The sequence below is a fragment of the Phytohabitans sp. LZ39 genome (genome assembly GCF_059359075.1).
In genome coordinates this window covers 99,402-123,248 of sequence record NZ_JCADBM010000007.1, presented here as the reverse complement: position 1 = coordinate 123,248, position 23,847 = coordinate 99,402, and the positions used below count along the sequence as shown (strand labels likewise).

The following is a 23,847-nucleotide window of genomic DNA, read 5'->3' as shown; positions in this document are numbered from 1 at the left end:
AGGGGTGGCGGCGTGGACGGATCGGTACGCCTCGCGGTGGACCTGGGCACGACCCACACCGTGGCGGTGGTACGCCGGGGCGGGCAGGAGCCGCGGACGCTGCTGTTCGACGGCACGCCGCTGCTGTCGTCGGGCGTCTTCGTCGACGCGACCGGCGGCCTGCACACCGGCCGCGACGGCACCCGGCTGGGCGGGGCGTCGCCGGAGCGGTTCGAGCCGCACCCCAAGCGCCGCGTCGACGAGGGCACGGTGCTGCTCGGCGAGCACGAGGTGCCGGTCGAGCAGCTGCTCGCGGCTTCGCTGCGGCGGGTGGCGGACGAGGCGCGCAACGCCGGGATCTCGCCGGAGGGCGCGACGGTGCTCACCTGCCCGGCCGACTGGGGGCAGCCGCGCCGCAACGTGTTGCGCGCGGCCGCGTGGCGGGCCGGGCTGGGTCAGGTGACGCTGCTGGACGAGCCGATCGCCGCGGCCACGTACTGCATGCAGGTGCTGGGCCAGCAGGTGCCGCCGGGTGGCTGCCTGGGGGTGTTCGACTTCGGCGGCGGCACGTTCGACGTGGCGGTGGTGCGGCGGGAGCCGGCCGGGCTGCGGGTGCTCGCGACGGGTGGCCTCGACGACCTGGGCGGCCTGGACGTGGACAGCGCGCTCGTCGCCCACCTGGGACAGCTCGTCGCGGTCCGCGACCCGCAGCTGTGGCGGCGGCTGGCCGAGCCGGGCGACGGAGAGCAGCGGCGCGAGCGGCAGGCGTTCTGGACGGAGGTGCGGGCGGCCAAGGAGATGCTGTCCCGTTCCTCGACGGCGCCGGTGCACGTGCCGGGCCGGCCGGAGCCGATGCACCTGACCCGCGACGAGCTGGAACGCGTCGGGGGTCCACTGGTGGCGCGGGCGGTGGACGAGACGCGCCGGGTGCTCCAGCGGGCTGGTGTGGAGCCGGGGCTGCTGGTGGGGCTGCTGCTGGTGGGTGGTTCGAGCCGGATCCCGATGGTGGCGAGCCGGCTGCACGCGCGCCTGGGTGTGGCGCCGTCGGTGCCGGAGCAGCCGGAGCTTCCGGTGGCGTACGGGGCGCTGGTGCACGCGATGGCGGCCGCTCCGGCGGCGCCGGCGAGCGCGGCGTTTCCGGTGTCGGGGCCGTTCGGTTCGCCGGCCGGGCCGTATCCGGTGTCGTCGCCGTTTCCGGCGGGGGTGGTGTCGGCGCCGATCCCGGCCTCGCCGGCGCCGAGTCTTCCGCCACCGCCACCGCCGCACCAGGGGCCGGGGATGCCGCCGCCGCGCCCGCCGATGGTCAACCCGGTGCCGCCGGTGAAACGCAAGAAGCGGCCGGTGCGCCGGGCGGTGTTCGCCGGTGTGGTGTTCCTGGTGGTGGGTGCGCTGGTGGCGGGTGTGGTGCAGGGGAGTAGGTGGCTGAGCCGCACGCTCGACGGCGACCTGGGCGGCGGCCTGAACTTCGGGCAGCCGGACGACGACAGCGGCGCCGGGAAGGGCGACCTGGGTTCGGGTGGCACGTTCCCGCTGTCGCAGCCGGGCGCGGCGGCGGTGACGGTGTCCGGGGAGAACGTGGTCGTGGCCGCGGTGGGCAGCGGCTTCACCGAGGTGACGGCGTTGCCGGCCAAGGGCGGCACGGCCAAGTGGACGACGCGGGTGTCGTTCGAGCCGGAGGGTGTGAAGCTGACCGCGGTCGGCGACCTGATCGTCGTGGACGGGGACAACTCGGTCACCGACGGCGGCGACGACGTGCGCGCGGTGCTGTCCGCCACGGATGGCGCGCCGCGGTGGAAGGGCGGGTGGGAGTCGCGTACCGACGTCGCCTACCTGGGCACCGACGTGGTGGTCGACGTCGAGGACTCGCACAACGGGCACCAGCTGCTGCGGGTGGACCTGCGTACCGGCAAGCAGAAGTGGAAGCGGGTGCCGGGCAGCGAGGAGTCCCTGGCCATCGACGAGCACCGGGTCGAGCCGGTGCGGCAGTGGGTGGGTGCCAAGGGTGGTGCGTTGCCGGGTGTGGACGGGGTGCTGTTCGACGCGCTGACCGCGGGTACCGGCGCGGTGGTGGAGCTGGAGGCGGACGAGGGCAGGGGAGCGGTGGTGGACGCCGCGACCGGCCGGCCGAAGTCGTCGGGGACGCTGCCGTTGAAGAACGAGTACTGGACGGTGTACGGCGGGCTGGTGATCGGGGTCCAGAACGACGATGTCGGCAAGGGCCGGGAGGTTCTGGCCGGCTACAAGCTGTCCGGTTTCGGCAAGGCGTGGACGGTGCCGCTGCCGGCCGGGCAGACGGTCGAGCGGGTGAAGCCGTGCGGCGAGTTCCTGGTGTGCGTGGCGATCGACGCGGACGCGCAGAGCCGGGTGTCGGCGATCGACGTGCGCAGCGGCAAGGAGGCGTGGAAGGCGCTGGTCGCGTCCGGGGACGACGCCAGCTGGTATGTGACGCCGGCGGGTCTGGTGTTGGGGAAGGCGACGTTCTCGGCGGTGACCGAGGGGAGTGTGCTGGGCCCGGACGGCAAGGTGCTGCGGCCGCTTCCGGACGGAGGGTCGATGGAGGCTCTCCACGGCGGGCGGATGGTGATCCGCGACACCCGGCTTGCGGGCACGGAGCTGCGGTGGCAGGTGTACGTCGCGGCTGTCGGTGGCGAGGCGACGAAGGCGGTCGACGTGGGTACGGAGGCGCCGGAGCAGCTGGCGATCGGCGGTGACGTGCTAGCTGTGGTGACGAAGGACAGAAAGGTGACGGTGCTGCGCGCCAAGGTCTAGAGTGGACAGTCGCGGCGTCGATGTGTTTGAATGTCTTCATCGATTTCGCGGGGGAGGCATCGTGCTGGGGTTCGCGCGCCAGTTCAGGGTGTGGCTCGGTCTTGGGGTGGCGGCGGTGACCGCCGCGGGCGGCGTGCTGGTGACGGCCGCGCCGGCCAGTGCCGCTCCGGTCCTGTTCACGATCAAGAACAGGTTGACCGGGAAGTGCCTGGCCATCAACACCAGCAATGTCATCTCGGTGCAGAGCTGCAACGGCGGCGTCTTCCAGCTCTGGTACACCGAGCTTGACGGCGCTACGTACGCCATCCGCAGCTACCAGCGCTCGGTATGCGTTGGCCACAACGCGGTCACGGGGGCGGTCACCTCATCGGCCTGCTCCAGCGCGACGGCCCAATGGTATTCGATCGTCTCTGGCGACTGGGACCTCATCCGCAGCTCGGTGACGTCCCGCTACCTGGCGGCCACCACGTCTGGTGCCGCGACGACGGTCACCACCAGCGGCGCGGCCGCTCAGTGGGACTGGATCATCCAGTAGCCCGGCGCGCCCGTACTGATTTTGATGCGACGGCCCGTCTCCCGGGGCTGATCAGTGTTGCGTAATGCGAGTAGTCTTCCGGGTCGTCGCCGGCGATGACCGGCACGCACCGTACGTCAGCTGCCCGACACCCTCCGTCAGACGTGGCTGTTTCACAGGAACTTCATGGGCCTGGAAGGCAACGTCCCGGCGAGGGCGGCTCGTCGTACGCAGCGTAGAAGACTGTCCACGGGAGGAAAGGACCCCTTCGTGACCACCCCTGTCTCGGCCCGTCCCCATCCGGGCACCGCAATGACCGACGAGCAGCGCGCCGACTTCGAGCGGGACGGTTTCATCGTCGTCCCCGGCGTGCTCTCCGAGGACGAGGTCGCCCACTACGCGGCGGCTGTTGACCGGGTCTACGAGGAGCACGCCGCCGCCGGCAAGCTCGCCGCCGACCGGTCGCTGCACAAGCTCAACGCGGTCGGCAGCTGCCACGACCTGGCTCCGCTGCTGGACCACCCGAAGGTGTTCGGCCTGGTGTGGTCGATGCTGGGCTGGAACGTGCACGTGTACCACTCGCACCTGGACGTGCACCCGCCGCTGACCGAGAAGAAGCCGTTCCGCTTCGAGTGGCACCAGGACGGCGGCCGGCAGAACCGCGAGATCGAGACCGACCCGCGGGCGCGCCTGTCGGTGAAGATCGCGTACTGGCTGTCGGACGTCTCGCAGCCCGGCCGCGGCAACTTCCAGGTCGTGCCGGGCAGCCACCTCACCAACTGGATCGACGGCCCGCCGCGCCGCGACATGGAGTGGCCCAACCCGGAGGGCGCGATCGAGGTCACCGCCAACCCGGGCGACGCGGTCTTCTTCGACCGCCGCATTTGGCACGCCCGTTCGAACAACTACTCGGAGATCACCCGCAAGGGCGTCTTCTTCGGGTACACGTACCGCTGGGTGCACACCCGCGAGACGACCGACGACTTCCCGGGCCTGACGCCGGTGCAGCGGCAGCTGATCGGACTCGAGGACGGCGACGGCGACCACGCGTGGGGTCACTACCCGGAGCAGGTCCCGCTGTACGGCCTGCTGAAGGAGAACGACCTGCTCGACCCGAAGCACCCTCCGCTCAAGCCGTAACCGCTCCACCCCTCGAAAGGCCCGGCCGCCATGGCCGGGCCTTTCGCGTGAGCGGGGCCGCCCGTTCTAGTTGACATAATGTGCATTATCGAACATCTAGCGGGCGCCGTTATATGCGTGGCCGGGTCCGGTCGGCGGCCCATACGATGCCGGGACCAGCCCTTTCGAAGTGAGGACTTCGCACGCGCATGACACCTGCTCTCTAGACCTGACTTTTTCCGCGCATCGGTCGCCGACCCCGCGTCGGCTCTGCTTTCCGTGCTCTTCGTCAGGTCTTGAGAGAGTTCATGTCTTCGCGTCCTCATATCGTGCTGCCCTGGGTGGTGCGGCGTACCCGCCTGCCCCTGCTCACCGTCCGCTGCGTGGACTGCCCGTCCGACCGCGCCACCGTCGGCAACGGCAAGTTCCGCGTCAACGCCAACGGCAAACGTCTCGACGTCTGGCTCCTGGTCAACTGCGTGCACTGTGACCGGACCAGCAAGCTCACCGTCCACGACCGGGTCCCGGTCCGGTCGCTGCCCGCCGATGTCCTGGCCGGCTACAGCGCCAACTCGCCGTCCCTTGTCGCGCGGACCCTCTTCGACCCGTGGCTGGCCCGGCGCAACCGGTTCGGGCTCGACTGGGACGGGTGCTGGGAGCTGCTCGCGCCGCCCCTGCCCGAGGACCCGTGGCCGCTGCGGGTCACGGTCACCTTCGACGATCCGGTGCCGGTCCGTCCCGAGTGGCTCATCGCCCACGCGTCGGGCCTGAGCCGGCAGGAGGTCGCCCGCCGCGTCAAGATCGATATCCCGCTGAACCGGAAGACGGCACGGGACTTCTCGTTCGTCCTGCTATGACGCGCCGATCCGAGACCAGGCATTGTGGACAAACGTCGACCACCGCCTGGCGCGAGCTCAAACTCTCCCGCCGGTTGGGCTTGGCGGGCGGGCCTGGCAGCGGGGGTCGGGGATTTCGGCTCGGTCTGCGAGCCGCCGACCCTCGCGGTCTCCGGCGGGAGCGGCGGTCCGGCGCTGACGCGGACCCGGGCCGGAACGAATGTCTTAGGCGGCGACGTAGTCGGCGAGGTGTTCGCCGGTGAGGGTGGCGCGTTTGGCGACCAGGTCGGCCGGGGTGCCCTCGAAGACGACGCGGCCGCCGTCGTGGCCGGCGCCGGGGCCCAGGTCGATGATCCAGTCGGCGTGGGCCATGACGGCCTGGTGGTGTTCGATGACGATGACCGACTTGCCGGCGTCGACGAGGCGGTCGAGCAGGCCGAGCAGCTGTTCGACGTCGGCCAGGTGTAGGCCGGTGGTGGGTTCGTCGAGGACGTAGACGCCGCCCTTCTCGCCCATGTGGGTGGCGAGCTTGAGGCGTTGCCGCTCGCCGCCGGACAGGGTGGTCAGCGGCTGGCCGAGGCTGAGGTAGCCGAGCCCGACGTCGGCGAGGCGGTCGAGGATGGCGTGCGCGGCGGGGGTCTTGGCCTCGCCGGCGGCGAAGAACTTCTCCGCCTCGGTGACCGGCATGGCGAGCACCTCGGCGATGTTTCGGCCGCCCAGCGTGTACTCCAACACGGAGGCCTGGAACCGCTTGCCTTCGCATTCCTCGCAGGTGGATTCGACGGTGGCCATGACGCCGAGGTCGGTGTAGATGACGCCGGCGCCGTTGCAGGTGGGGCAGGCGCCTTCGGAGTTGGCGCTGAAGAGGGCGGGTTTGACGCCGTTGGCCTTGGCGAAGGCCTTGCGGATGGGGTCGAGCAGGCCGGTGTAGGTGGCGGGGTTGCTGCGCCGGGAGCCGCGGATGGCGGTCTGGTCGACGGTGACGACGCCGTCGCGCGGGGACACCGAGCCGTGGATGAGGGAGCTCTTGCCGGAGCCGGCGACGCCGGTGACGACGACCAGGACGCCGAGCGGGATGTCGACGTCGACGTCTTGGAGGTTGTGGGTGCTGGCGCCGCGTACCTCGAGGCTGCCGGTGGGTGTGCGGACCTCGGTCTTGAGGGCGGCGCCGTCGTCGAGGTGGCGGCCGGTGAGGGTGCCGCTGCCGCGCAGGCCGTCGATGGTGCCTTCGAAGACGACCTCACCGCCGGCGGTGCCGGCGCCGGGGCCGAGGTCGATGACGTGGTCGGCGATCGCGATGGCCTCGGGTTTGTGCTCGACGACCAGGACGGTGTTGCCCTTGTCGCGCAGGCGCAGCAGCAGGTCGTTCATCCGCGCGATGTCGTGCGGGTGCAGGCCGATGGTCGGCTCGTCGAAGACGTAGGTGACGTCGGTGAGCGACGAGCCGAGGTGGCGGATCATCTTGGTGCGTTGCGCCTCTCCCCCGGACAGGGTGCCGGAGGGCCGGTCGAGGGACAGGTAGCCCAGGCCGATCTCGGCGAACGAGTCGAGCAGGTGCTGGAGGCCGGCCAGCAGCGGGGCGACGGTCGGCTCCTTGAGGCCGCGGACCCAGTCGGCGAGGTCGCTGATCTGCATGGCGCAGACGTCGGCGATGCTCTTGCCTTTGATCTTCGAGGAGCGGGCTTCGGGGCTCAGCCGGGTGCCGTCGCACTCGGGGCAGGTGGTGAACGTGACGGCGCGTTCGACGAAGGCGCGGATGTGCGGCTGCATCGCCTCGACGTCCTTGGCCAGGAACGACTTCTGGATGGCCGGGATGATGCCGGTGTAGGTGATGTTGATGCCTTCGACCTTGATTTTGGTGGGTTCGCGGTAGAGCAGGTCGTGCAGTTCCTTCTTGGTGTACTTGCGGATGGGCTTGTCGGGGTCGAAGTAGCCGGCGCCGCGGAAGATCCGCCCGTACCAGCCGTCCATGCTGTATCCGGGGATGGTGAGCGCGCCCTCGTTGAGGGACTTGCTGTCGTCGTAGAGGGCGGTCAGGTCGAAGTCGGTGACCGAGCCCATGCCCTCGCAGCGGGGGCACATGCCGCCGAGGCGGGTGAAGGTGGCTTTCTCGGCTTTGGTCTTGCCGCCGCGTTCGACGGTGATGGCGCCGCTGGCCTTCACCGAGGGGACGTTGAACGAGTAGGCGTTGGGTGAGCCGATGTGCGGCTTGGCGAGGCGGCTGAACAGGATGCGCAGCATGGCGTTGGCGTCGGTGGCGGTGCCGACGGTGGAGCGGGGGTTGGAGCCCATCCGCTCCTGGTCGACGATGATGGCGGTGGTGAGGCCGTCGAGGAGGTCGACCTCGGGCCGGGCCAGGGTGGGCATGAAGCCCTGCACGAACGCGCTGTACGTCTCGTTGATCATCCGCTGGGACTCGGCGGCGATGGTGCTGAACACCAGGGAGCTCTTGCCGGAGCCGGAGACGCCGGTGAACACGGTCAGCCGGCGCTTGGGGATCTCGACGCTGACGTCCTTGAGGTTGTTTTCCCGGGCGCCTTGGACGCGGATCAGGTCGTGGCTGTCGGCGGGGTGGGTCATCGTCTCTCCATCTGTCCGGCACCGGTTCGGTCCCCTGTCTACCTGATCAGACGCTACGCGCGGGGTCCCGGGCGGCGCTTCTCGAATCCTGACCGGCCGCCCGACCGCGTGTCGGTGGACGTTGTCGGACCGGGCTGGTAGGAACTGTCATCAAACACGTGTACGGAAGAGGTTGTGATGGCCGCCGCGCGCTCCGCCGTTCGAGGACTGTCCACCGACGATCTGAAGAGCGTCCGCGACACGCTCGCCGCGGGCCGTAAGCCGCGGGTGATGTTCACCGAGGCGGCCGGGCAGATCGCCGGGCAGATCGGGCAGGTCGTCGCGCTCACCGACCCGGAGCTGTCCGACGAGTGGGTGGTGGTGCGGTTCGGCAAGGACGAGCTGCCCTTCTCCCCCACTGACTTGATCATCCCGCCGAAGGGGGCGAAGGCGGCGCCGGCGAAGAAGGCCGCGCCGCCGCCGGAGCCGGCTCCACCCCAGCCCGAGCTGAAGATCACGAGGTCGCCGGTGCCGGCGCCGCGCGAGGAGGCGAAAGTGACCACTGTGGACGAAGCACCCCCGGCGGCGGAGAAGCCGGCCCGCAAGACGGCCAAGGCGGCGAAGCCGAAGGCGCCGGCCGGCCTGACCGTCACCCTGTCGTACACCGAGGGTGAGTGGACGGTGTCGGCGACGCAGGGCGCCAAGTCCCTGGCCAAGCCGTACGTGATCCGCCCGGCCGAGGCGTTGAAGATGGTGGCGCTGGTCGACGTGCCCGGTGTGCAGGAGGCGGTCGAGCAGATCCTGTCGGTGGAGCGCAGCGAGGCCGAGCAGCAGGCCGAAAAGCTGCGGGCCGAGCTGGCCGAGATCGAGGCCCGGCTGGCCGAGCTGCGCGACGTCGGCTGAGGCACAGCAGGGACCTGAGGCACGGCACGAGCTGGGGCACGGGAGGCGGCATGGCGCGGTGGGCTGACGTCGAGGGCGACGCGCCGGAGTTCGCGGCGGCGGTGCGGCGGCTGTTCGAGGCGGGCAAGCACAAGACCCTGGCGACGCTGCGCCGCGACGGCGGTCCGCGGATCAGCGGCACGGAGTCCGAGTTCCGCGACGGTGACCTGTGGATCGGCAGCATGTGGCTGGCCCGCAAGGCGGTCGACCTGCGCCGTGACCCGCGGTTCGCGCTGCACAGCCCGAGCGTGGACCCGCCGGAGGGTGACCCGTCGACGTGGTCCGGTGAGGCGAAGCTGTCCGGCCGAGCGGTGGAGGTGCCCGGCGACGGCTCCGCGCACCGGTTCCGGCTCGACATCGACGAGGTGGTGTGGACCCGGGTGGGCTCGCCGGCCGACCATCTGGTGATCGAGCTGTGGCGGGCCGGGCAGGGGCTGCGCCGCATCCGGCGTTAGTGATACGAGGCGTCGCCGGTGGTGACGCGCTTGCGGAAGACCCAGTACGTCCAGCCCTGGTAGAGCAGCACGAGCGGGGCGAAGATCGCGGCCACCCAGGTCATCAGGCGCAGCGTGTAGGGCGACGAGGCGGCGTTGTCGACGGTCAGGTGCGGCGGCAGGACGGCCGGGTACAAGGCGGCGAACAGGCACACCACCAGCAGGCCGATGCTTGCGGCGGTGCCCAGGAAGGCCCAGCCTTCGCGGCCGGCCCGGTTGGCGGCCAGCGCGCCGACCAGCGCGGCCAGCCCTACGGCGGCGGCGACCACGGCGCCGGGCGACGAGCGGATCGTCAGCGTCCAGGCGACGAAGGCACCGAGGGTCAGCAGCGCCGCCGGGCCGGCCCGCCCGGCCACGCGTGCGGCCCGCTCCCGGATCGGTGACACCGTCTTCAACGCCAGGAACACCGCGCCGTGCGTGACGAACAGGCTCAGCGTGACCAGGCCGCCGAGCAGCGCGTACGGGTGCAGCAGGTCGAGCGGGCCGCCGGCGTGGTCGCCGTCCGGGGTGAGCGGCAGGCCGCGGGCGATGTTGGCGAACGCGACGCCCCACAGGAACGCCGGCGCGGTCGAGCCGAACACGATGGCGGCGTCCCAGCGGGCCCGCCAGGCGGGGTCGTCGCGCATGCCCCGGTACTCGAACGCGACACCGCGCAGGATCAGCGCCACCAGGATCAGCAGCAGCGGCAGGTAGAGGGCGGAGAAGACGGTGGCGTACCAGACCGGGAACGCGGCGAACATGGCGCCGCCGGCGGTGATCACCCACACCTCGTTGCCGTCCCAGACCGGGCCGATGGTGGCCAGCAGGGTGCGGCGTTCGCGGTCGTCGCGGCCGAGGGCGGGCAGCAGCGCGCCGACGCCGAAGTCGAAGCCCTCGAGGACGAAGTAGCCGGTGAACAGGGCGGCGACCAGGACGAACCAGACGGTGGTGAGCTCCATGCCTAGGCCTCCTTGGCCGGGCTCGCGGTGGCGGCGGCCTCGCTCGCCGTAAGGCCGGCAGCGGCGTAGCGGACGAGCAGTTTCACCTCGATGAACGCGAGCGCCGCGTACACCAGGGTGAAGGCGGTGAACGAGGTGAGCACCTCGGCCGGGGAGACGCCGCGGGAGACGCCGTCGCGGGTGAGCATCTCGCCGAAGACCAGCCAGGGTTGGCGGCCCATCTCGGTGAAGATCCAGCCGAAGATGTTCGCGGCCAGCGGCAGCAGGGGCAGCACCAGGCAGGCGCGGGCCAGCCACCGCGACCGTGGCACCCGGCCGCGGCGCTGCGCCCACAGCGCCACCAGCGCGACGAACGCGGCGAGCATGCCGAGCCCGATCATGAGGCGGAAGCTCCAGTAGGTGACCGGGATGACCGGGTTGTAGGAGCCGGGGCCGTACTGGGCGGCGTACTGGGCCTGGAGGTCGTCGATGCCCTCGACGCGGCCGTGGGTGTCGCCGGTGCCGAGCCAGGACAGCAGGTAGGGGATCTTGATGGCGAACACCTCGCGCCCGCCGTCGAGGGTGCCGACGGTCAGCACGGAGAACGCGGCCGGCTGCTCGGTGGAGTAGAGGGCTTCGGCGGCGGCCATCTTCATCGGCTGTACCTCGGTCATGATCTTGCCTTGGGTGTCGCCGGTGACGGCGACGGCGGCCGCGGCGGCGAGGGTGACCCAGGCGCCCAGGCGCAGCGCCGGCCGGAACTCCTCAGTGCCGTGCTTGACCAGGTGCCACAGCGCGACCGCGGTCATCAGCGCGCCGGCGACCAGGAAGCAGCCGGCGATCGTGTGCGGGAACGTGACGAGCGTGACCTTGTTGGTGAGCACCGCGCCGAAGTCGGTCAGCCGGGCCCGGCCGGTCTGCGCGTCGACGGTGTAGCCGACCGGGTTCTGCATCCACGAGTTGGCGGCCAGGATGAAGTAGGCGCTGGCGGTGGAGCCGGCGGCGGCGATCCAGATGCAGGCCAGGTGCACGCGCTTGGGCAGCCGCTCCCAGCCGAAGATCCACAGGCCGAGGAAGGTGGACTCCAGGAAGAACGCGAACAGCGCCTCGATGGCCAGGGGCACGCCGAACACGTCGCCGACGAAGCGGGAGTAGTCGCTCCAGTTCATCCCGAACTGGAACTCCTGCACGATGCCGGTCACCACGCCCATCGCGAAGTTGACCAGGAAGAGCTTGCCGTAGAACTTGGTCAGGCGCAGGTAGCGTTCGTCGCCGGTGCGCAGCCAGACGCTCTGGAGCACGGCGACCAGGACGGACAGGCCGATGGTGAGGGGGACGAAGAGGAAGTGGTAGACGGTGGTGACACCGAACTGCCAGCGGGCGACGTCGAGCGCGTCCATACGGGACCTCCATCATTACTACGTCCCGTAGTAGATCGTAGTGCGCTGTGGTCCGCCCTCCTGGGGGTGGCGCGAGTGGTCCTCGTCCCATTCGCGCGGCTGCGGGTCAGCGGCGACCTGCCGGCCGGCGCGTTCATCCTGGCCGCCAACCACATCAGCCCGATCGACCCGGCCGTGCTGATGGCCGCCTGCGGCCGGCGCGGCGTGGCGCCGACTTTCCTGGCCGACGCGGCCGTGTTCCGGATGCGCACGATCGGCTGGATCATGCGGCGCGCCGGCCACATCCCGGTCGCCCGCGGCACCGCCACGGTCGCCGCGACCCTCGGGCACGCGGCCGCCGCGGTGGCGGCCGGCGCCGTCGTGCTGGTCTACCCGGAGGGTCGCATCGGCCGCGACCCCGGCCTCTGGCCGGAGAAGGGCAAGACCGGCACCGCGCGGCTCGCCCTGGCCACCGGCGCCGTCGTGGTCCCGGTCGCACAATGGGGTACGCACGAGGTGGTGCCCTACTCAGCCCCTCGTGGGGCGGTCCGGGGGCTGCTGCGCGCGGTGCTGCGCCGCCCGCGGGTGCACGTCCGCTTCGGCGCCCCGGTGCGGGTCACGGGCACGCCGCGGGAGGCCACCGAGCAGATCATGGCGGCGATCGCCGCGACGCTCGCCCCGCTGCGCGCCGGCGAGCCGGACCTGCCCCGGCACCTGGACCCCACCCGCCCGGTGACCACGGCCCGCTCCCGCCCCCGCTGAGCCCGGCGCCGCGACCACGGCCTACGGCGACGTCGACGCCCGCCGGGGCCGGCGTGGTCGCGCCGGGCTCCGGCCTCGCCGCTAGCCGGGCTGGCCGCGCTGGCGCAGGTAGGCCAGCACCGCCTCGCGGGTCGTGCGGACGCCGAGCAGCTCGCGGGCCTGGGCGATCCGCCTGTTCGCGGTGCGCAGCGACAGGAACTCCGCGGCCGCGGCCGCGGCGATCGTCTCCCCGTTGGCCAGCCGCTCCAGCAGGGCCCGCTGCTCCGGGATCAGCTGCCCGACCACGTCGTCGCCGTCCGGCTCCGGTTCGGCGTCCGGGTCCGCGTACACCGGGCCGAGCCGCCCCAGGTCGGCGACCAGCGCGCGGCCCAGCTCACCGGCCGGGTCGGCGATCGCGACGATCCCGGTGCCGCGCGCGGCGGCCAGGACGGCCAGGTGCGCGGTCTCCGCGTCCGGGACCCGGCCGAACAGCACCAGCCGCGCCTCGGCCATGTCCCACGCCGCCTCGGCCAGCGCGAAGCCTTCCCGGGTCTGCCAGCCGCCGCGGGCCAGCCGGCGCAGCACGCTCGTCGCGTCGGCGGAGGTCGGCACCACGTACCGGGGGGCTTGGCTCGGGCCGGCGGAGCTCATGCCAGCTGGCCCAGCCGTGCGGCCGCCTCGGTGCGGGTGCGCGCGCCGAGCTTGCGCATGCCCGAGCGGATGTGGGTCTCCACGGTCTCGCCGGAGATGCCCAGCTGCCCGGCGATGCGGCGGGTCGGTTCGCCGGCGGCGACCAGGCGCAGCACGTCGCGTTCCCGGTCGGTGAGGTCGGTGCCGGCGCGCGGGCCGCGCTGGTCGCGGCGTACCGCGTGGCGGCGCAGCGCCCGCCGGGCCCGGCCCAGCAGCACCACCAGGCCGGCCTGCTCCGCCAGCGCCTCGGCGGCCAGCAGCGGCGGGACCGCCAGGGCCGGGTCGCTCTCGTGGAGGCCCTGGGCGAGCAGGCAGCGGACCTCCTCGCGGACGGCCAGGTCGTGCCAGGCGGCCGCGGCCCGGTCGAAGCCGCCGGCGGCGGTCCACGCCTCCAGGGTGGCGGCGACCGCGGTGGCCCGGTCGACGGCCGCCTTGCCGGCGGGCGGGGCCAGGCCCAGGTCGGCCGAGGCCCACCGGGCGGTGATCTCGTGCAGGCCGGCGACCAGCGCGCCGGCCCGGGACAGGTCGGCGTGGGCCGGGCGCAGGGCGAGGTCGGGCTGCCCGTCCAGCCAGGCGGCCTCGCGGCCCACCCAGTCCAGCAGCGCGCTGGGCGCGGCCACGCCGGCCAGCCGGGAACGGGCCGGGGCCAGCAGCCCGCCGTCGGCCTCGACCAGGCTCGCGGCGGCGGTCGCGTAGCCGCGGGCCAGGGCCGGCAGGGTGCGGTCGGTCAGGTCGCCGGCGCGGCGGACCACGTCGTCGGTGGCCGCGCCGCGCAGCGCGGTGCACCACAGCTCGGCGGCCAGGAACCGGGTCTGCCAGCTGTAGGCCAGGTCGGCGGCGGACGCCTGGGCGGCGGTGCCGGCGGCCTGCGCGGCCTCGGCCAGGCGCCCGTCGGCGGCCAGGGTCTCCACCAGCAGCCAGGCGCTCCACCGGGCGGCGAGCAGGTCACCGGCGGCGCCCGCGGCGGTGGTCGCCGAGGCCAGCCCGTACTCCCAGCCGTCGGCCCGCGCGTGCGCCCGTACCGCGGCGAGGGCGGCGCGCAGGCCGGCGTGGGCCGGTGGGTCGCCGTGCCGGCCGGCGATCCGGGCGGCCGCGGCGGTCGCCTCGGCCGGGTCTTCGGCCAGGCGGGCCAGCAGCAGCACCCGGTCGCGGGCGGCCACCGTGTCCGGGTCGGCGCCGTCCGGCACCGGCGCGGCCGCCTCGCGGGCCGCGGCCACGTCGCCGACCTGGAGCAGCGCCTCGGCGCGCAGCACGGCCGCGTCGACGCCGAGCGGCGGCCCGCCGGAGACGGTCAGCACGTGCACGGCGGCGCGCGGGCGTCCACACGCCAGGGCCGCGGACGCGGCGGCCACCCGCACGTCCGGCGCCGGGTCCACATCGGACAGGTCGCAGGCGAGCAGCAGCAGCTCGGCCCGTTCGCCGGCGGTGGTCATCCGGCCGGCCGCGGCGACCGCCACCTGGTAGGCGGCCGGCCCGTCACCGGCGGCCGCGAGGTGGCGGGCCGCCTCCCGGGGCGGGACCAGGCTGGCCAGCCGCCGGTGCAACGCCTGCCGGCCGGGCGGGTCGAGCAGCCCGGCCGCGACCTCGGCCAGGTAGGGCGAGACCGGCGCGAGCTCGTCCTCCCCGGCCGGCCGGTCGCCGCCGACGGCCGGCGGCGCGGTCACCAGGCCGGCTTCCAGCAGCTCCTCCACGCCGGCGCCGAGGACCGCCGCCGTGGCCGGGCGGCCGAGCAGGCCCAGCGCCGCCATCGCGGTACGCGCCGGGCGGGTCAGGTCGGCCAGGGCCGCCGCCACCGCGTACTCCACCTGTGCGGCGTCCTCCGCCACGTCGGCGGTACCCCGGGCGGCGGCGTGCCGGGCGAGGGTCTCGACGGCCAGCGGCACCCCGCCGGCCCGGGCCACGACGGCGGTGACCGCGGCCGGATCCAGGCCCGGCGCGACCCGGCGGGCCAGGTCGGTGGCCTCCCGCACCGGCAGCGGCGGCACCGGCAGCCAGCCGGCGGCCGCCGCACGCAACGCCTCGACCACGCCCGGCGGGAGGCGGTGCGGGGTGCGCAGGGCGACCAGCACGCGGCAGTGCGCGGCGATCGCCGGCAGGGCGGATAGGGTGGCCGGGTCGGCCCACTGAAGGTCGTCGAGGAGCAGCAGCCCACCCCGCACCCGGGAGCGCACCGCCTCGGCCAGCAGCGCCGGGTCGGCGGCCGGCAGCCGCACCCGCACCGCGCGGGTCAAGGCGAACGCCGGCACGGCCTGGAGCATCGCCAGCCCGCCACCGGCGAAGACCGGCCCGCGGAAGGCGGCGCCCAGCGTGGCGAGCACGGTGGAGCGCCCGCTGCCCGGCCCGCCCGCGACGACGACCAGCGCGGGAGCGGCCAGCAGCGCGGTCGCCTCCTCGACGAGGGCGCCGGGCCGCGTGGCGGCGGGCGCGTGACGCAACTGGGCCTCCCGCGACAGACCGTGGCACGAACATGGGATCCTGCGCCGGCAGGATATTCATAGTGTGGATCCGGCAGGAGGGACACCTACACGATGAGCGAGCACGACCGCTGGAACCACGCCATTGTCGCCGACCGTACCGCCGGCTGACGAGTCATGGGACCAGGTCCGCTCAGTGCCCGGGTGGCATCGCTCTGTGACGACGTCGGCCCGCGGGTCGGTCCGGCGGCCCAGACGCAGGTGCTGGGCGTGCGCAGGCGACTCGACGAGCCGCTGCGTGTGGCCATCGCCGGCCGCCTGAAAGCCGGAAAGTCGACACTTGTGAACGCGCTCATCGGCCGCCGCGTAGCCCCCACCGAAGTGGGAGAATGCACGCGAATCGTGACCCAGTTCCGGTACGGCACCGCGGACCGGGTCGACGTCGTCAAACGCGACGGCTCCCGCTCCAGCCTGCCGCTGGACGAGTCCGGCATGATCCCGCAGCGGCTCGGCGTGCCCCGCCACGACATCTCCTACGTGGACGTGACCCTCACCAGCGACCACCTGCGCGAGCTGACCGTCGTCGACACGCCCGGGCTGTCGTCCACCAACACGTCGGTGAGCGCGGGAGCGCGGCGCTTCCTGTTCAACGAGGCACCCATCGACGACGACATCGACGACGACTCGGTCGGCGCGATCTCCGGCGCCGAGGCGATCATCTACGTGTTCACCCAGTCGGTGCGCGACGACGACCTCCAGGCGCTGGAGGCGTTCCGGTCCATCTCGGCCCGGCTGGCCAGCAACCCGATCAACTCGCTCGGCCTGTTCAACAAGGTCGACAAGCTGGTCGCCGGGGTCGCCGACCCGTGGCCGGTCGCCGGGCCCCTCGCGGCCGACCAGACCAAGGTGCTGCGCCGGGTCGTCTCCGACGTCGTGCCCGTGGTCGGGCTGCTGGCCGAGACCACCGAGGCGGGCCGGCTCACCGCCGCCGACTGCGAGGCCCTGCGGTCGCTGGCCCAGCTGCCGGAGACCGAACGCCTGGTGCTGATGGCCTCGGTCGACCTGTTCACCTCCCGCGAGTGCAAGGTGCCGCGCGAGCAGCGGGAGCGGCTGCTGCGCCTGCTCGACCTGTACGGCATCGGGTTCGCCATGGCCCAGCTCGCCGCCCGACCCCAGCTGGCCAGCGGCGACCTGGTCCGGATGCTGTTCCAGGCCTCCGGGTTCCCGCGGCTGCGGCACACCCTCGACCAGGCGTTCCGGTGGCGCACCGACGCGATCAAGGCCGGCTGGGCACTGTCCACCCTGGAGAAGATCGCCAGCCACACCGAGCGCCCGCTCGACCGCGAGCTGCTGCGCGACGCCATCGAACGGGTCCTCCAGCAGCCCGACTACCACCGGCTGCGGCTGCTGGAGGTGGCGCAGATGGTCTCCACCGGGTCGGTCGAGCTGCCCGAGCCGATGGAGCAGGAGCTGACCCGCCTGGCGCTGTCCAACGATCCACAGTGGATCCTCAACCTGCCGACCGCCGGCACCGAGCAGCTGGTCAAGGCCGCTCTCGACGCCGCCACCCGATGGCGGGTGTACGCGGTCGCCGGGGCCAGCCCCAGCCAGTCCCGGGTCGCCCTCGTCGCACACCGCGGCTTCTACCTGCTCAGCCAGCGCGTCAGGGGTACCGCATGAGCGAGCGGAGCGAGCGAATCATCAGGCACAGCGCCATTTGTGGCTCGCGGCCGCCCGCAGCGAAGCGAGGACGGCCGTGAGCTCCCCGCAGAAGCCCGAGGCGTTGCAGAAGCTGCTGGCCGGCGCGGTCGACACGTCGCTGGCGTTCCTGCGCAAGACCGACCCGGACGCCGCCTCCGACCTCGACGCGGTCCGCCGCCGCGACCTCGGCCGCCCCGCCATCGTGGTTGTCGGCGAGACCAAACGCGGCAAGAGCTCGCTGGTCAACGCCCTCATCGGAGTGCCCGGACTGTCCCCGGTGGACGCCGCCGTGGCGACCGCCGCCTACCTGGAGTTCAGCCACGGCACCGACCACGCCGCGCGGGCCTGGCTGCCCGGCCGGGAGGACCCGGTGCCGCTGGCCCAGTCCGACCTGCGCGAGTGGGCCACCCCGTTCGGGCGGCTGCCCGAAGGCGCCCGGCCGCCGCGGCGGATCGAGGTGACCCACTCCGCGCCGCTGCTCCAGTACCTGTCCCTCGTGGACACCCCCGGCACCGGCGGCCTCGACCCGGCCCACGCCGAGGTGGCGCTCGACGCGGTGGAGAAGGCGACCGCGCTGCTGTTCGTCGTCGACGCGGCCGCCCCGTTCGCCAAGCCGGAGCTGGAGTTCCTCATCGAGGCCAGCAAGCGGGTCAACTTCGTCGTGTTCGCCCTCACCAAGGTCGACGCCTACCCGGGCTGGCGCACCATCTGGGAGGACGACCGCGCCCAGCTCCAGGCGCACGCGCCCCGGTTCGGCTCCGCGCCCTGGTACCCGGTGTCCGCGCGGCTGGCCGAGCTGGCCATGACGCTGCCCCGCGAGGCCGCACCCGAGCTGATCAAGGAGTCGCGGATCGCCGAGCTCCAGCACGCCCTCATCGACCTGGCCGGCAAGGGCCACCTGCTCGGCCAGGCCAACGTGCTGCGCGCGGTCCGCTCCGAGTACATCCGCCTCGACCTCCAGGTCGGCGACAAGATGAAGGCCACCGACCCGGACCCCGGCGACATGGCCAAGGCCAAGGCCGACCGGGCCGCGCTCGCCGCCCGCAAGCGCACCGAGTCGCGGCAGTGGAGCCTGGCCCTCAACACCGAGACCCAGCGCGCCCGGGTGGAGGCCACCGGCCGGCTGCGCAACTACGTGACCGCGCTCCAGGAAGACTTCCTCAACAAGATCGAGAAGGCGAAGGGCGACGACATCAAGGGCCTGCCGCAGGAGGTCGACCGCGCCCTGCACGCCCTGTCCGTCCGGCTCTCGCACGACCTGGAGTTCCGGTTCCGCAAGGTCGCCGAACGCACGCTCACCCAGGTGTTCGGGCCGCACGAGCTCCAGTTCGTGCTCCGCCGCCTCAACGCCACCCTCCGCCACGCGCTGAGCACCAAACCCCGCCGGGACGGTGGCGGCCCCGACAACGTGATGATCGCGATGTCCGCCGGCGGCATGGCCTTCATGGCCGGGCGCGGCGCGGTGGCCGGCGCCTCCGCGCTCGGCGCCGGCGCCATCATCGGCGGCGGCCTGCTGCTGCCCGTCGCCGGCCTCGGCCTGGGGCTCGCGGCGGGCGCCTTCATCCTGTACCGCCGGCGCGTGCAGAACGACCGCCAGCAGGCCAAGATCTGGCTCCGCGAGGTGCTCGGCGAGGCCCGCGCCGCCCTGGCCGACGAGATTATGCACCGGTTCACCGACCTTCAGTACGCGCTGACGCTCGCCCTCGACGACGCCATCGAACGCCGCCTCCAGCAGCTCGACGCGCACATCGCCGAGATCGACAAGGCGCTGGCTGAAGACAAGGCCAGCCGGGCCCGCCGCAAGGCGGCCTTGCAAGCCGAACGCGACGGGCTCCGCGCCCGGGTCAAACAGGTCGACGAGGTACTGGCGAGGGCGCGTTCCCTCGCCCCGGCACGGCCCACGGAGGAGCAGCAGTGAGCGAGCGGAGCATGAGGCAGGGCGCGCTTGGAGCTTCGTGCCCGCCCGCGGCGAAACGAGGACGGCCATGAGCGACCACGGCTGGGGCGGCGGCGAGTGGCCCGACGACCTCGACCCGGACAGCGGCGGCGACCTGGGCCCCGACACCACCCCCGACCTCGGTTCGGACTACACCGCGGGCCTGGGCGGCGACCTCGGGCCCGAGCCCGGCGATGCCGAGACCGCCGACCTGGGCGGCTTCGACCACGGCGGCGCGCACGACCCGCTGGCCGACGGCCCGCCCGAGCTCGACCCGGCACCGGACCCACCGCTGGATCCCGCCGGTGACTCCACGGTGGACGGTGGCGCCGGCCTGGAACACGCGGCGTTCGACGCCCAGGGCGGCGACCTCGACGCCCAAGACCCGGACACCGGCGGCGGCCCGTTCGACGGTGGTGGCGGTGGTGGTGGTGACGGCCCGTTCGACGGCGGCGGCGACGGCTTGGACGGCGACCCCGGCGACGACGGCGGTGACGAGCCCGCGGACAGCGGACCCGAGCTGACCCCGGTCGGCGCCGACCCGGACCTCGACGCGCACGCCGACACCTGGACCGACCAGTCGTTCCCGGAGCCCCTCGACCTGGACGCCCCCGAACCGGTCGACGGCTTCCCGTGGACCGACCCCACCACGCTCGGCGCGGCCCCGCTGCCCGACGCCGACGCCGCCTACCAGGGCGGCCCGGCGGCGACCGAGCTGGCCGCCTACGCCGGCGAGGACCTGCCGGCCGGCGCCGACCCGTGGACCGCCCTGTCCGCCTCCGAAGACCCCGCGACAAGCTCCCTGGCCCGCTGGTGGTCCCCCGACACCTGACCCACAGATTTTCCCAGGTCCGTGTCAGTGGTAGGCGTCCGCCGCCGCCCACATGCTGAGCCACATCCCCAACCAGTGGGAAGGTAGGGCCCGCCGATCGGCCGGCCACCCCCAAGCCGCAGCCAGCGCGCGAAGCCCGAGCACGGCTCCCACCGCAACCACCCACCAAGAGCATGGCAAGCATGCCGGGCCGGCTGGTCGACGACAGCAACGGCAGCGGTCGGTAACGCCTGAAGCCCCGTCGACCCGCCGCGTCGCTGAGGGCGGGGTCAGGCGGCGAGGAGGATCAGGACGACGACCGCGATCAGGACCATGGCGCCCAGGGCGACCGTCCACACCAGAGCGGGCTCCTCGAACCACGGCCGCCGGGCCCGGGGCGCCGCCACCACCGGTGGGCGGGGTGGGGCGACCGGGGCCGGGCGGGGCGGCACGTGCTGTACCGGCGGGCGCGGTGGCGTGCGGGGCGGCGAGACCGGGGTGGCGCTCACCGGCGGCGCGGACGGGCGGGCGATCACCGGGGGGCGCGGCGGCGCCACCGGCGGCCGGGACACCGGGGCCACCGGCGGGCGGGACACGGGGGCCACCGGCGGGCGGGACACGGGTGCCGGCGGGCGGGAGACCGGGGCCGCGGGTGGGCGGGCCACCGGCGGGGCGGGCATGCGCGGGGGTGGGGCGACCGGGCGCGGCACGCCGGAGTGGACCGGGCCGGCCGCGCTGGCCGGGCCGCCGAAGAACAGGGCGCCCTCGGCCACCACCGTCTCCGGCTGCTCCAGGGTGGTGGGTGCGACGCCGAGCTCGGTGTGCAGCAGGTGCGCGGCCAGGGGGATGCGGCTGGAGCCGCCGACCAGGAAGATGCCGACCAGGTCGGGCGGGGCGAGCCGGGCCGCGGTGATGGTCTGGGCCAGGCAGTGCACGGTCTGGAGCATGTACGGGCGGATCAGCCCGTCGAACTCCTCCCGGGTGATGTGCGCGGAGATGTCCAGCGCGGGCAGGTGCACGTCGGCGCTGGTGGTGCGGGACAGCATCTCCTTGGCGCCGCGCACGTCGTCGTAGAGCAGGGCCCGCTGCCGCCGCTGGCCCGGGTCGGCGGGGGCGACGAGGCTGTTCCACAAGGTGGTGCGGGTCTCGGAGTAGCCGCGCCCGAGGTGCTCGACCAGGGCCTGGTCGAAGTCGAGGCCGCCCAGGTCGGACAGGCCCGCCTCGGCCAGCACCTCGAAGCCGGTGGGCGTGCGGCGCACCACGGCGGCGTCGAAGGTGCCGCCGCCCAGGTCGTAGATGGCCAACGCGCGGCCGACCGGCATGGCGCTGCCGAGCACGGCCGTGTAGTAGGAGGCGGCCGCGACCGGCTCGACCACCAGGCGGGGGGTGGGCAGCCCGGCGGCGCGGACCGACTCGACCAGGACGGCGCGGCGGCGTTCGCCCCAGCGGGCCGGGTGGGTGACCCGCACCTCCTCGATCGGGCCGCCGAGGTGGCGGGCGGCCTCGGTGGCGAGGCGGCCGAGCACGGCGGCGATCACCCGGGGCACCGGCAGCTCCTGCTCGCCGAGCAGCACCACGCCGTCGTCGATGCGGCGCTTGGGGTTGGGTTCGAAGCGGGCCGGGTCGAGCCGGGCGGTCCGCTCGGCGTCGCGGCCGACCAGCAGCTTGCCGTCGGGGTTGAGGTAGACGGCGGACGGCAGCAGCGGCGAGCCGTCGAACAGCAGCGGCCGCGCCCGCCCGTCCGCGCCGCGGACCATGGCGACCGTGTTCGACGTGCCGAAGTCGATGCCGAGCACCCGCATGGCCGTCACCCTACCGTCGCCGTCGCCGTGCATACTGCACGCCGTGAGCCCGGCCCGCCGGCCGACGACAAGCGCCGCGAGGCAGCCCGCCGACGAAGGACAACCGCCGTGACCTACCTCGACCACCCGGTCCCGATCGCGTTCGCGCACCGCGGCGGCGCCGCCGAGGGCGACGAGAACACGGCGGAGGCGTTCGCGCGGGCCGTCGCGCTCGGCTACCGGTACGTGGAGACCGACGTGCACGCCACCACCGACGGTGTGGCCGTGGTCTTCCACGACGCGACCCTCGACCGGGTCGCCGGGCGGCCGGGGCGGATCGACACCATGTCCTGGGCCGACCTGTCCACCGTGCGGGTGGGCGGCGCGGCGGCGGTACCCCGGCTGGACGAGATCCTCGCCGCGTGGCCGCAGGTCCGGTTCAACATCGACGTGAAGGCGGACAGCGGCGTCGCACCCACGGTCGAGACGGTGACCCGCGCGGGCGCCGGTGAGCGGGTGTTGCTGGCGTCGTTCAGCGACGCGCGGCTGGCCCGGGTGCGGATGCTGGCCGGGCCGAAGGTGGCCACGTCGCTGGGGATGCGGGCGGTGGCCCGGCTGCGGGTGGCGTCGCTGACCGGGCAGCGGCTGAGCCTGCCGCCGTCGGTGGTGGCCGCGCAGGTGCCGACCCGGTACGGGCGGCTGCCGGTGGTCGACCGGCGGTTCGTGCGCTACGCGCACAAGCTCGGGCTCCAGGTGCACGTGTGGACGATCGACGACCCCGCCGAAATGCACGGCTTACTTGATCTTGGTGTTGATGGCATCATGACGGATCGCGTCGACGTGCTGCGCGACGTCTACCTGAGCCGCGGCGTGTGGCACGAAGGGGCCGAGTGACGACGACCGACACCACCAGCCAGTACGCGACCCGCCGCGAGCGCACCGGCTGGTACTTCTACGACTGGGCCAACTCCGCCTTCCAGACCACGGTCATCGCGGTCTTCCTCGGCCCGTTCCTCACCGCCGTCACCGAGGTCGCCGCCGGCTGCCCGCTCGGCGCCGACGAGTGCGACCGCGACGTGCACCCGTTCGGCATCACGGTCGCGGCCGGCTCCTACTACCCGTACGTGGTGTCGCTGTCGGTGCTGCTCACCGTGTTCGTGCTGCCGGTCATGGGCGCGGTCGCCGACCGTTCGGCGCACAAGAAGCGGCTGCTGGCCGGCGCCGCGTTCATCGGCGCCGCGGCCACCTGCGGGTTCGCGTTCGTCACCGGCGAGCGCTACCTGCTGGGCGGGCTGCTGTTCCTGATCGCGAACATCTCGTTCGGCGCCAGCATCGTCGTCTACCACTCGTACCTGCCGCAGCTGTCCGGCCCCGACCAGCGCGACGACATCTCCAGCCGCGGCTGGGCGCTGGGCTACCTGGGCGGGTTCATCCTGCTCGCGCTCAACCTGGTGGCCGTGCAGATCTTCGGCATCGAGGACGACGACCAGCGCACCCTCGACATCGCCCGCTGGTCGATCGTGTCGGCCGGCGTGTGGTGGGCGGTGTTCACGCTGGTGCCGCTGAAGTTCATGCGCGAGTACCCGGCGGTGCACGCCAGCACCGGCGCCAACGTGGTCACCGACGGCTTCCGCCAGCTCGGCCGCACCATCAAGGGCATGCGGGCCTACCCGCTGACGCTGTTCTTCCTGCTCGCCTTCCTGGTCTACAACGACGGCATCCAGACGGTGATCAACCTGGCCAGCCAGTTCGGCTCCGAGGAGCTGGGCCTTGCGACCAACACGCTGATCATCACGATCCTGGTGGTGCAGCTGACCGCGTTCTTCGGCGCGCTGGCGCTGGGCCGCCTCGCCGCCCGGATCGGCGCCCGCAACACCGTGCTGCTCAGCCTCGTGCTGTGGACCGCGGTGGTGATCGCCGCGTACTGGCTGCCCGGCGAGGCACCGCTGCCGTTCATCGCGCTCGGCGCCGCGATCGGCATCGTGCTGGGCGGCAGCCAGGCGCTGAGCCGGTCGCTGTTCAGCCAGCTGATCCCGAAGGGCAAGGAAGGCGAGTACTACGGCTTCTACGAGATCAGCGACAAGGGCACCAGCTGGCTGGGCCCGCTCGCGTTCGGCCTGGTCTACCAGATCACCGACAGCTACCGGGTCGGCATCGTCGCGCTCGTCGCGTTCTTCGCGGTCGGCTTCGTGCTGCTGATGCTGGTGCCGCTGCGCCGCGCGATCCTGGCCGCCGGCAACCGGCCGCCGCGCGTTCTTTAGTTAG

18 protein-coding genes are annotated in these 23,847 nt (G+C 73.3%); 12 read left to right on the top strand and 6 right to left on the bottom strand.

What is annotated here, in order from left to right; genetic code table 11:
• Positions 1-12: 12 nt before the first annotated feature.
• From AC5L36_RS15985 to AC5L36_RS15970, 4 genes are all read left to right on the top strand, one after another.
• On the top strand, positions 13-2,748 hold the full coding sequence (locus tag AC5L36_RS15985; protein ID WP_441216488.1) for an Hsp70 family protein: 2,736 nt from the start codon (positions 13-15) through the stop codon (positions 2,746-2,748).
• 1 nt (position 2,749) lies between these two features.
• A complete protein-coding gene (locus AC5L36_RS15980; RefSeq protein ID WP_441216487.1) occupies positions 2,750-3,283 on the top strand; it encodes a ricin-type beta-trefoil lectin domain protein in 534 nt (177 codons plus the stop codon).
• A gap of 249 nt (positions 3,284-3,532) precedes the next feature.
• A complete protein-coding gene (locus AC5L36_RS15975) occupies positions 3,533-4,402 on the top strand; it encodes a phytanoyl-CoA dioxygenase family protein (protein ID WP_441216485.1) in 870 nt (289 codons plus the stop codon).
• Positions 4,403-4,689: 287 nt separating this feature from the next.
• Positions 4,690-5,238 (top strand): DUF1062 domain-containing protein, encoded by a 549-nt coding sequence (locus AC5L36_RS15970; RefSeq protein ID WP_441216483.1) that lies wholly within the window; start codon positions 4,690-4,692, stop codon positions 5,236-5,238.
• Positions 5,239-5,442: 204 nt separating this feature from the next.
• On the opposite strand, the gene AC5L36_RS15965 is transcribed toward AC5L36_RS15970, so the two are convergent.
• Entirely contained in the window at positions 5,443-7,797 is a 2,355-nt protein-coding gene (locus AC5L36_RS15965; protein WP_441216481.1) for an ATP-binding cassette domain-containing protein, read from the bottom strand.
• Positions 7,798-7,974: 177 nt separating this feature from the next.
• Here AC5L36_RS15965 and AC5L36_RS15960 point away from each other — a divergent pair, with 177 nt between their 5' ends.
• The gene (locus AC5L36_RS15960) at positions 7,975-8,679 is read left to right on the top strand and encodes a hypothetical protein (RefSeq protein WP_441216479.1); all 705 of its coding nucleotides are present in this window, start codon (positions 7,975-7,977) and stop codon (positions 8,677-8,679) included.
• A 50-nt stretch (positions 8,680-8,729) separates the two neighbouring features.
• Complete coding sequence (locus AC5L36_RS15955) at positions 8,730-9,173, top strand: pyridoxamine 5'-phosphate oxidase family protein (RefSeq protein ID WP_441216477.1); 444 nt, start codon at positions 8,730-8,732, stop codon at positions 9,171-9,173.
• Here the strand turns inward: AC5L36_RS15955 and cydB are convergent.
• Positions 9,170-10,150, bottom strand: a complete 981-nt coding sequence (gene cydB, locus AC5L36_RS15950; protein WP_441216475.1) for a cytochrome d ubiquinol oxidase subunit II — start codon at positions 10,148-10,150, stop codon at positions 9,170-9,172. The genes AC5L36_RS15955 and cydB overlap by 4 nt on opposite strands.
• Positions 10,151-10,152: 2 nt before the next feature.
• Positions 10,153-11,529 (bottom strand): cytochrome ubiquinol oxidase subunit I, encoded by a 1,377-nt coding sequence (locus AC5L36_RS15945; RefSeq protein WP_441216473.1) that lies wholly within the window; start codon positions 11,527-11,529, stop codon positions 10,153-10,155.
• On the opposite strand from AC5L36_RS15945, the gene AC5L36_RS15940 reads away from it, so the two are divergent.
• The gene (locus AC5L36_RS15940) at positions 11,500-12,270 is read left to right on the top strand and encodes a lysophospholipid acyltransferase family protein (RefSeq protein ID WP_441216844.1); all 771 of its coding nucleotides are present in this window, start codon (positions 11,500-11,502) and stop codon (positions 12,268-12,270) included. The two genes, AC5L36_RS15945 and AC5L36_RS15940, sit on opposite strands and share 30 nt — an antisense overlap.
• Positions 12,271-12,351: 81 nt before the next feature.
• Here the strand turns inward: AC5L36_RS15940 and AC5L36_RS15935 are convergent, their stop codons facing one another.
• Together AC5L36_RS15935 and AC5L36_RS15930 are read right to left on the bottom strand one after the other, a co-directional pair.
• Positions 12,352-12,900 carry a LuxR family transcriptional regulator gene (locus AC5L36_RS15935; RefSeq protein WP_441216471.1) on the bottom strand — a complete coding sequence of 183 codons (549 nt, stop codon included), beginning with the start codon at positions 12,898-12,900 and terminating at the stop codon, positions 12,352-12,354.
• Positions 12,897-15,374, bottom strand: a complete 2,478-nt coding sequence (locus AC5L36_RS15930) for a LuxR C-terminal-related transcriptional regulator (protein WP_441216469.1) — start codon at positions 15,372-15,374, stop codon at positions 12,897-12,899. Before AC5L36_RS15930 ends, AC5L36_RS15935 begins: the two co-directional genes overlap by 4 nt.
• A 183-nt stretch (positions 15,375-15,557) precedes the next feature.
• Here AC5L36_RS15930 and AC5L36_RS15925 point away from each other — a divergent pair, with 183 nt between their 5' ends.
• The 3 genes from AC5L36_RS15925 (at position 15,558) to AC5L36_RS15915 (ending at position 19,822) form a co-directional block, all read left to right on the top strand.
• Positions 15,558-17,033: a dynamin family protein gene (locus tag AC5L36_RS15925; RefSeq protein ID WP_441216468.1), complete on the top strand. Its 1,476-nt coding sequence runs from the start codon at positions 15,558-15,560 to the stop codon at positions 17,031-17,033.
• 76 nt (positions 17,034-17,109) lie between these two features.
• Complete coding sequence (locus AC5L36_RS15920) at positions 17,110-18,972, top strand: dynamin family protein (RefSeq protein WP_441216466.1); 1,863 nt, start codon at positions 17,110-17,112, stop codon at positions 18,970-18,972.
• 67 nt (positions 18,973-19,039) lie between these two features.
• Positions 19,040-19,822 (top strand): hypothetical protein, encoded by a 783-nt coding sequence (locus AC5L36_RS15915; protein ID WP_441216465.1) that lies wholly within the window; start codon positions 19,040-19,042, stop codon positions 19,820-19,822.
• 269 nt (positions 19,823-20,091) lie between these two features.
• Here the strand turns inward: AC5L36_RS15915 and AC5L36_RS15910 are convergent, their stop codons facing one another.
• Positions 20,092-21,603, bottom strand: a complete 1,512-nt coding sequence (locus tag AC5L36_RS15910) for an Hsp70 family protein (protein WP_441216464.1) — start codon at positions 21,601-21,603, stop codon at positions 20,092-20,094.
• A 108-nt stretch (positions 21,604-21,711) separates the two neighbouring features.
• Here AC5L36_RS15910 and AC5L36_RS15905 point away from each other — a divergent pair, with 108 nt between their 5' ends.
• Both AC5L36_RS15905 and AC5L36_RS15900 read left to right on the top strand, forming a co-directional pair.
• The gene (locus AC5L36_RS15905; protein WP_441216463.1) at positions 21,712-22,476 is read left to right on the top strand and encodes a glycerophosphodiester phosphodiesterase family protein; all 765 of its coding nucleotides are present in this window, start codon (positions 21,712-21,714) and stop codon (positions 22,474-22,476) included.
• The gene (locus AC5L36_RS15900) at positions 22,473-23,843 is read left to right on the top strand and encodes an MFS transporter (RefSeq protein WP_441216462.1); all 1,371 of its coding nucleotides are present in this window, start codon (positions 22,473-22,475) and stop codon (positions 23,841-23,843) included. The genes AC5L36_RS15905 and AC5L36_RS15900 overlap by 4 nt, the downstream gene beginning before the upstream one ends.
• Positions 23,844-23,847 lie beyond the last annotated feature (4 nt).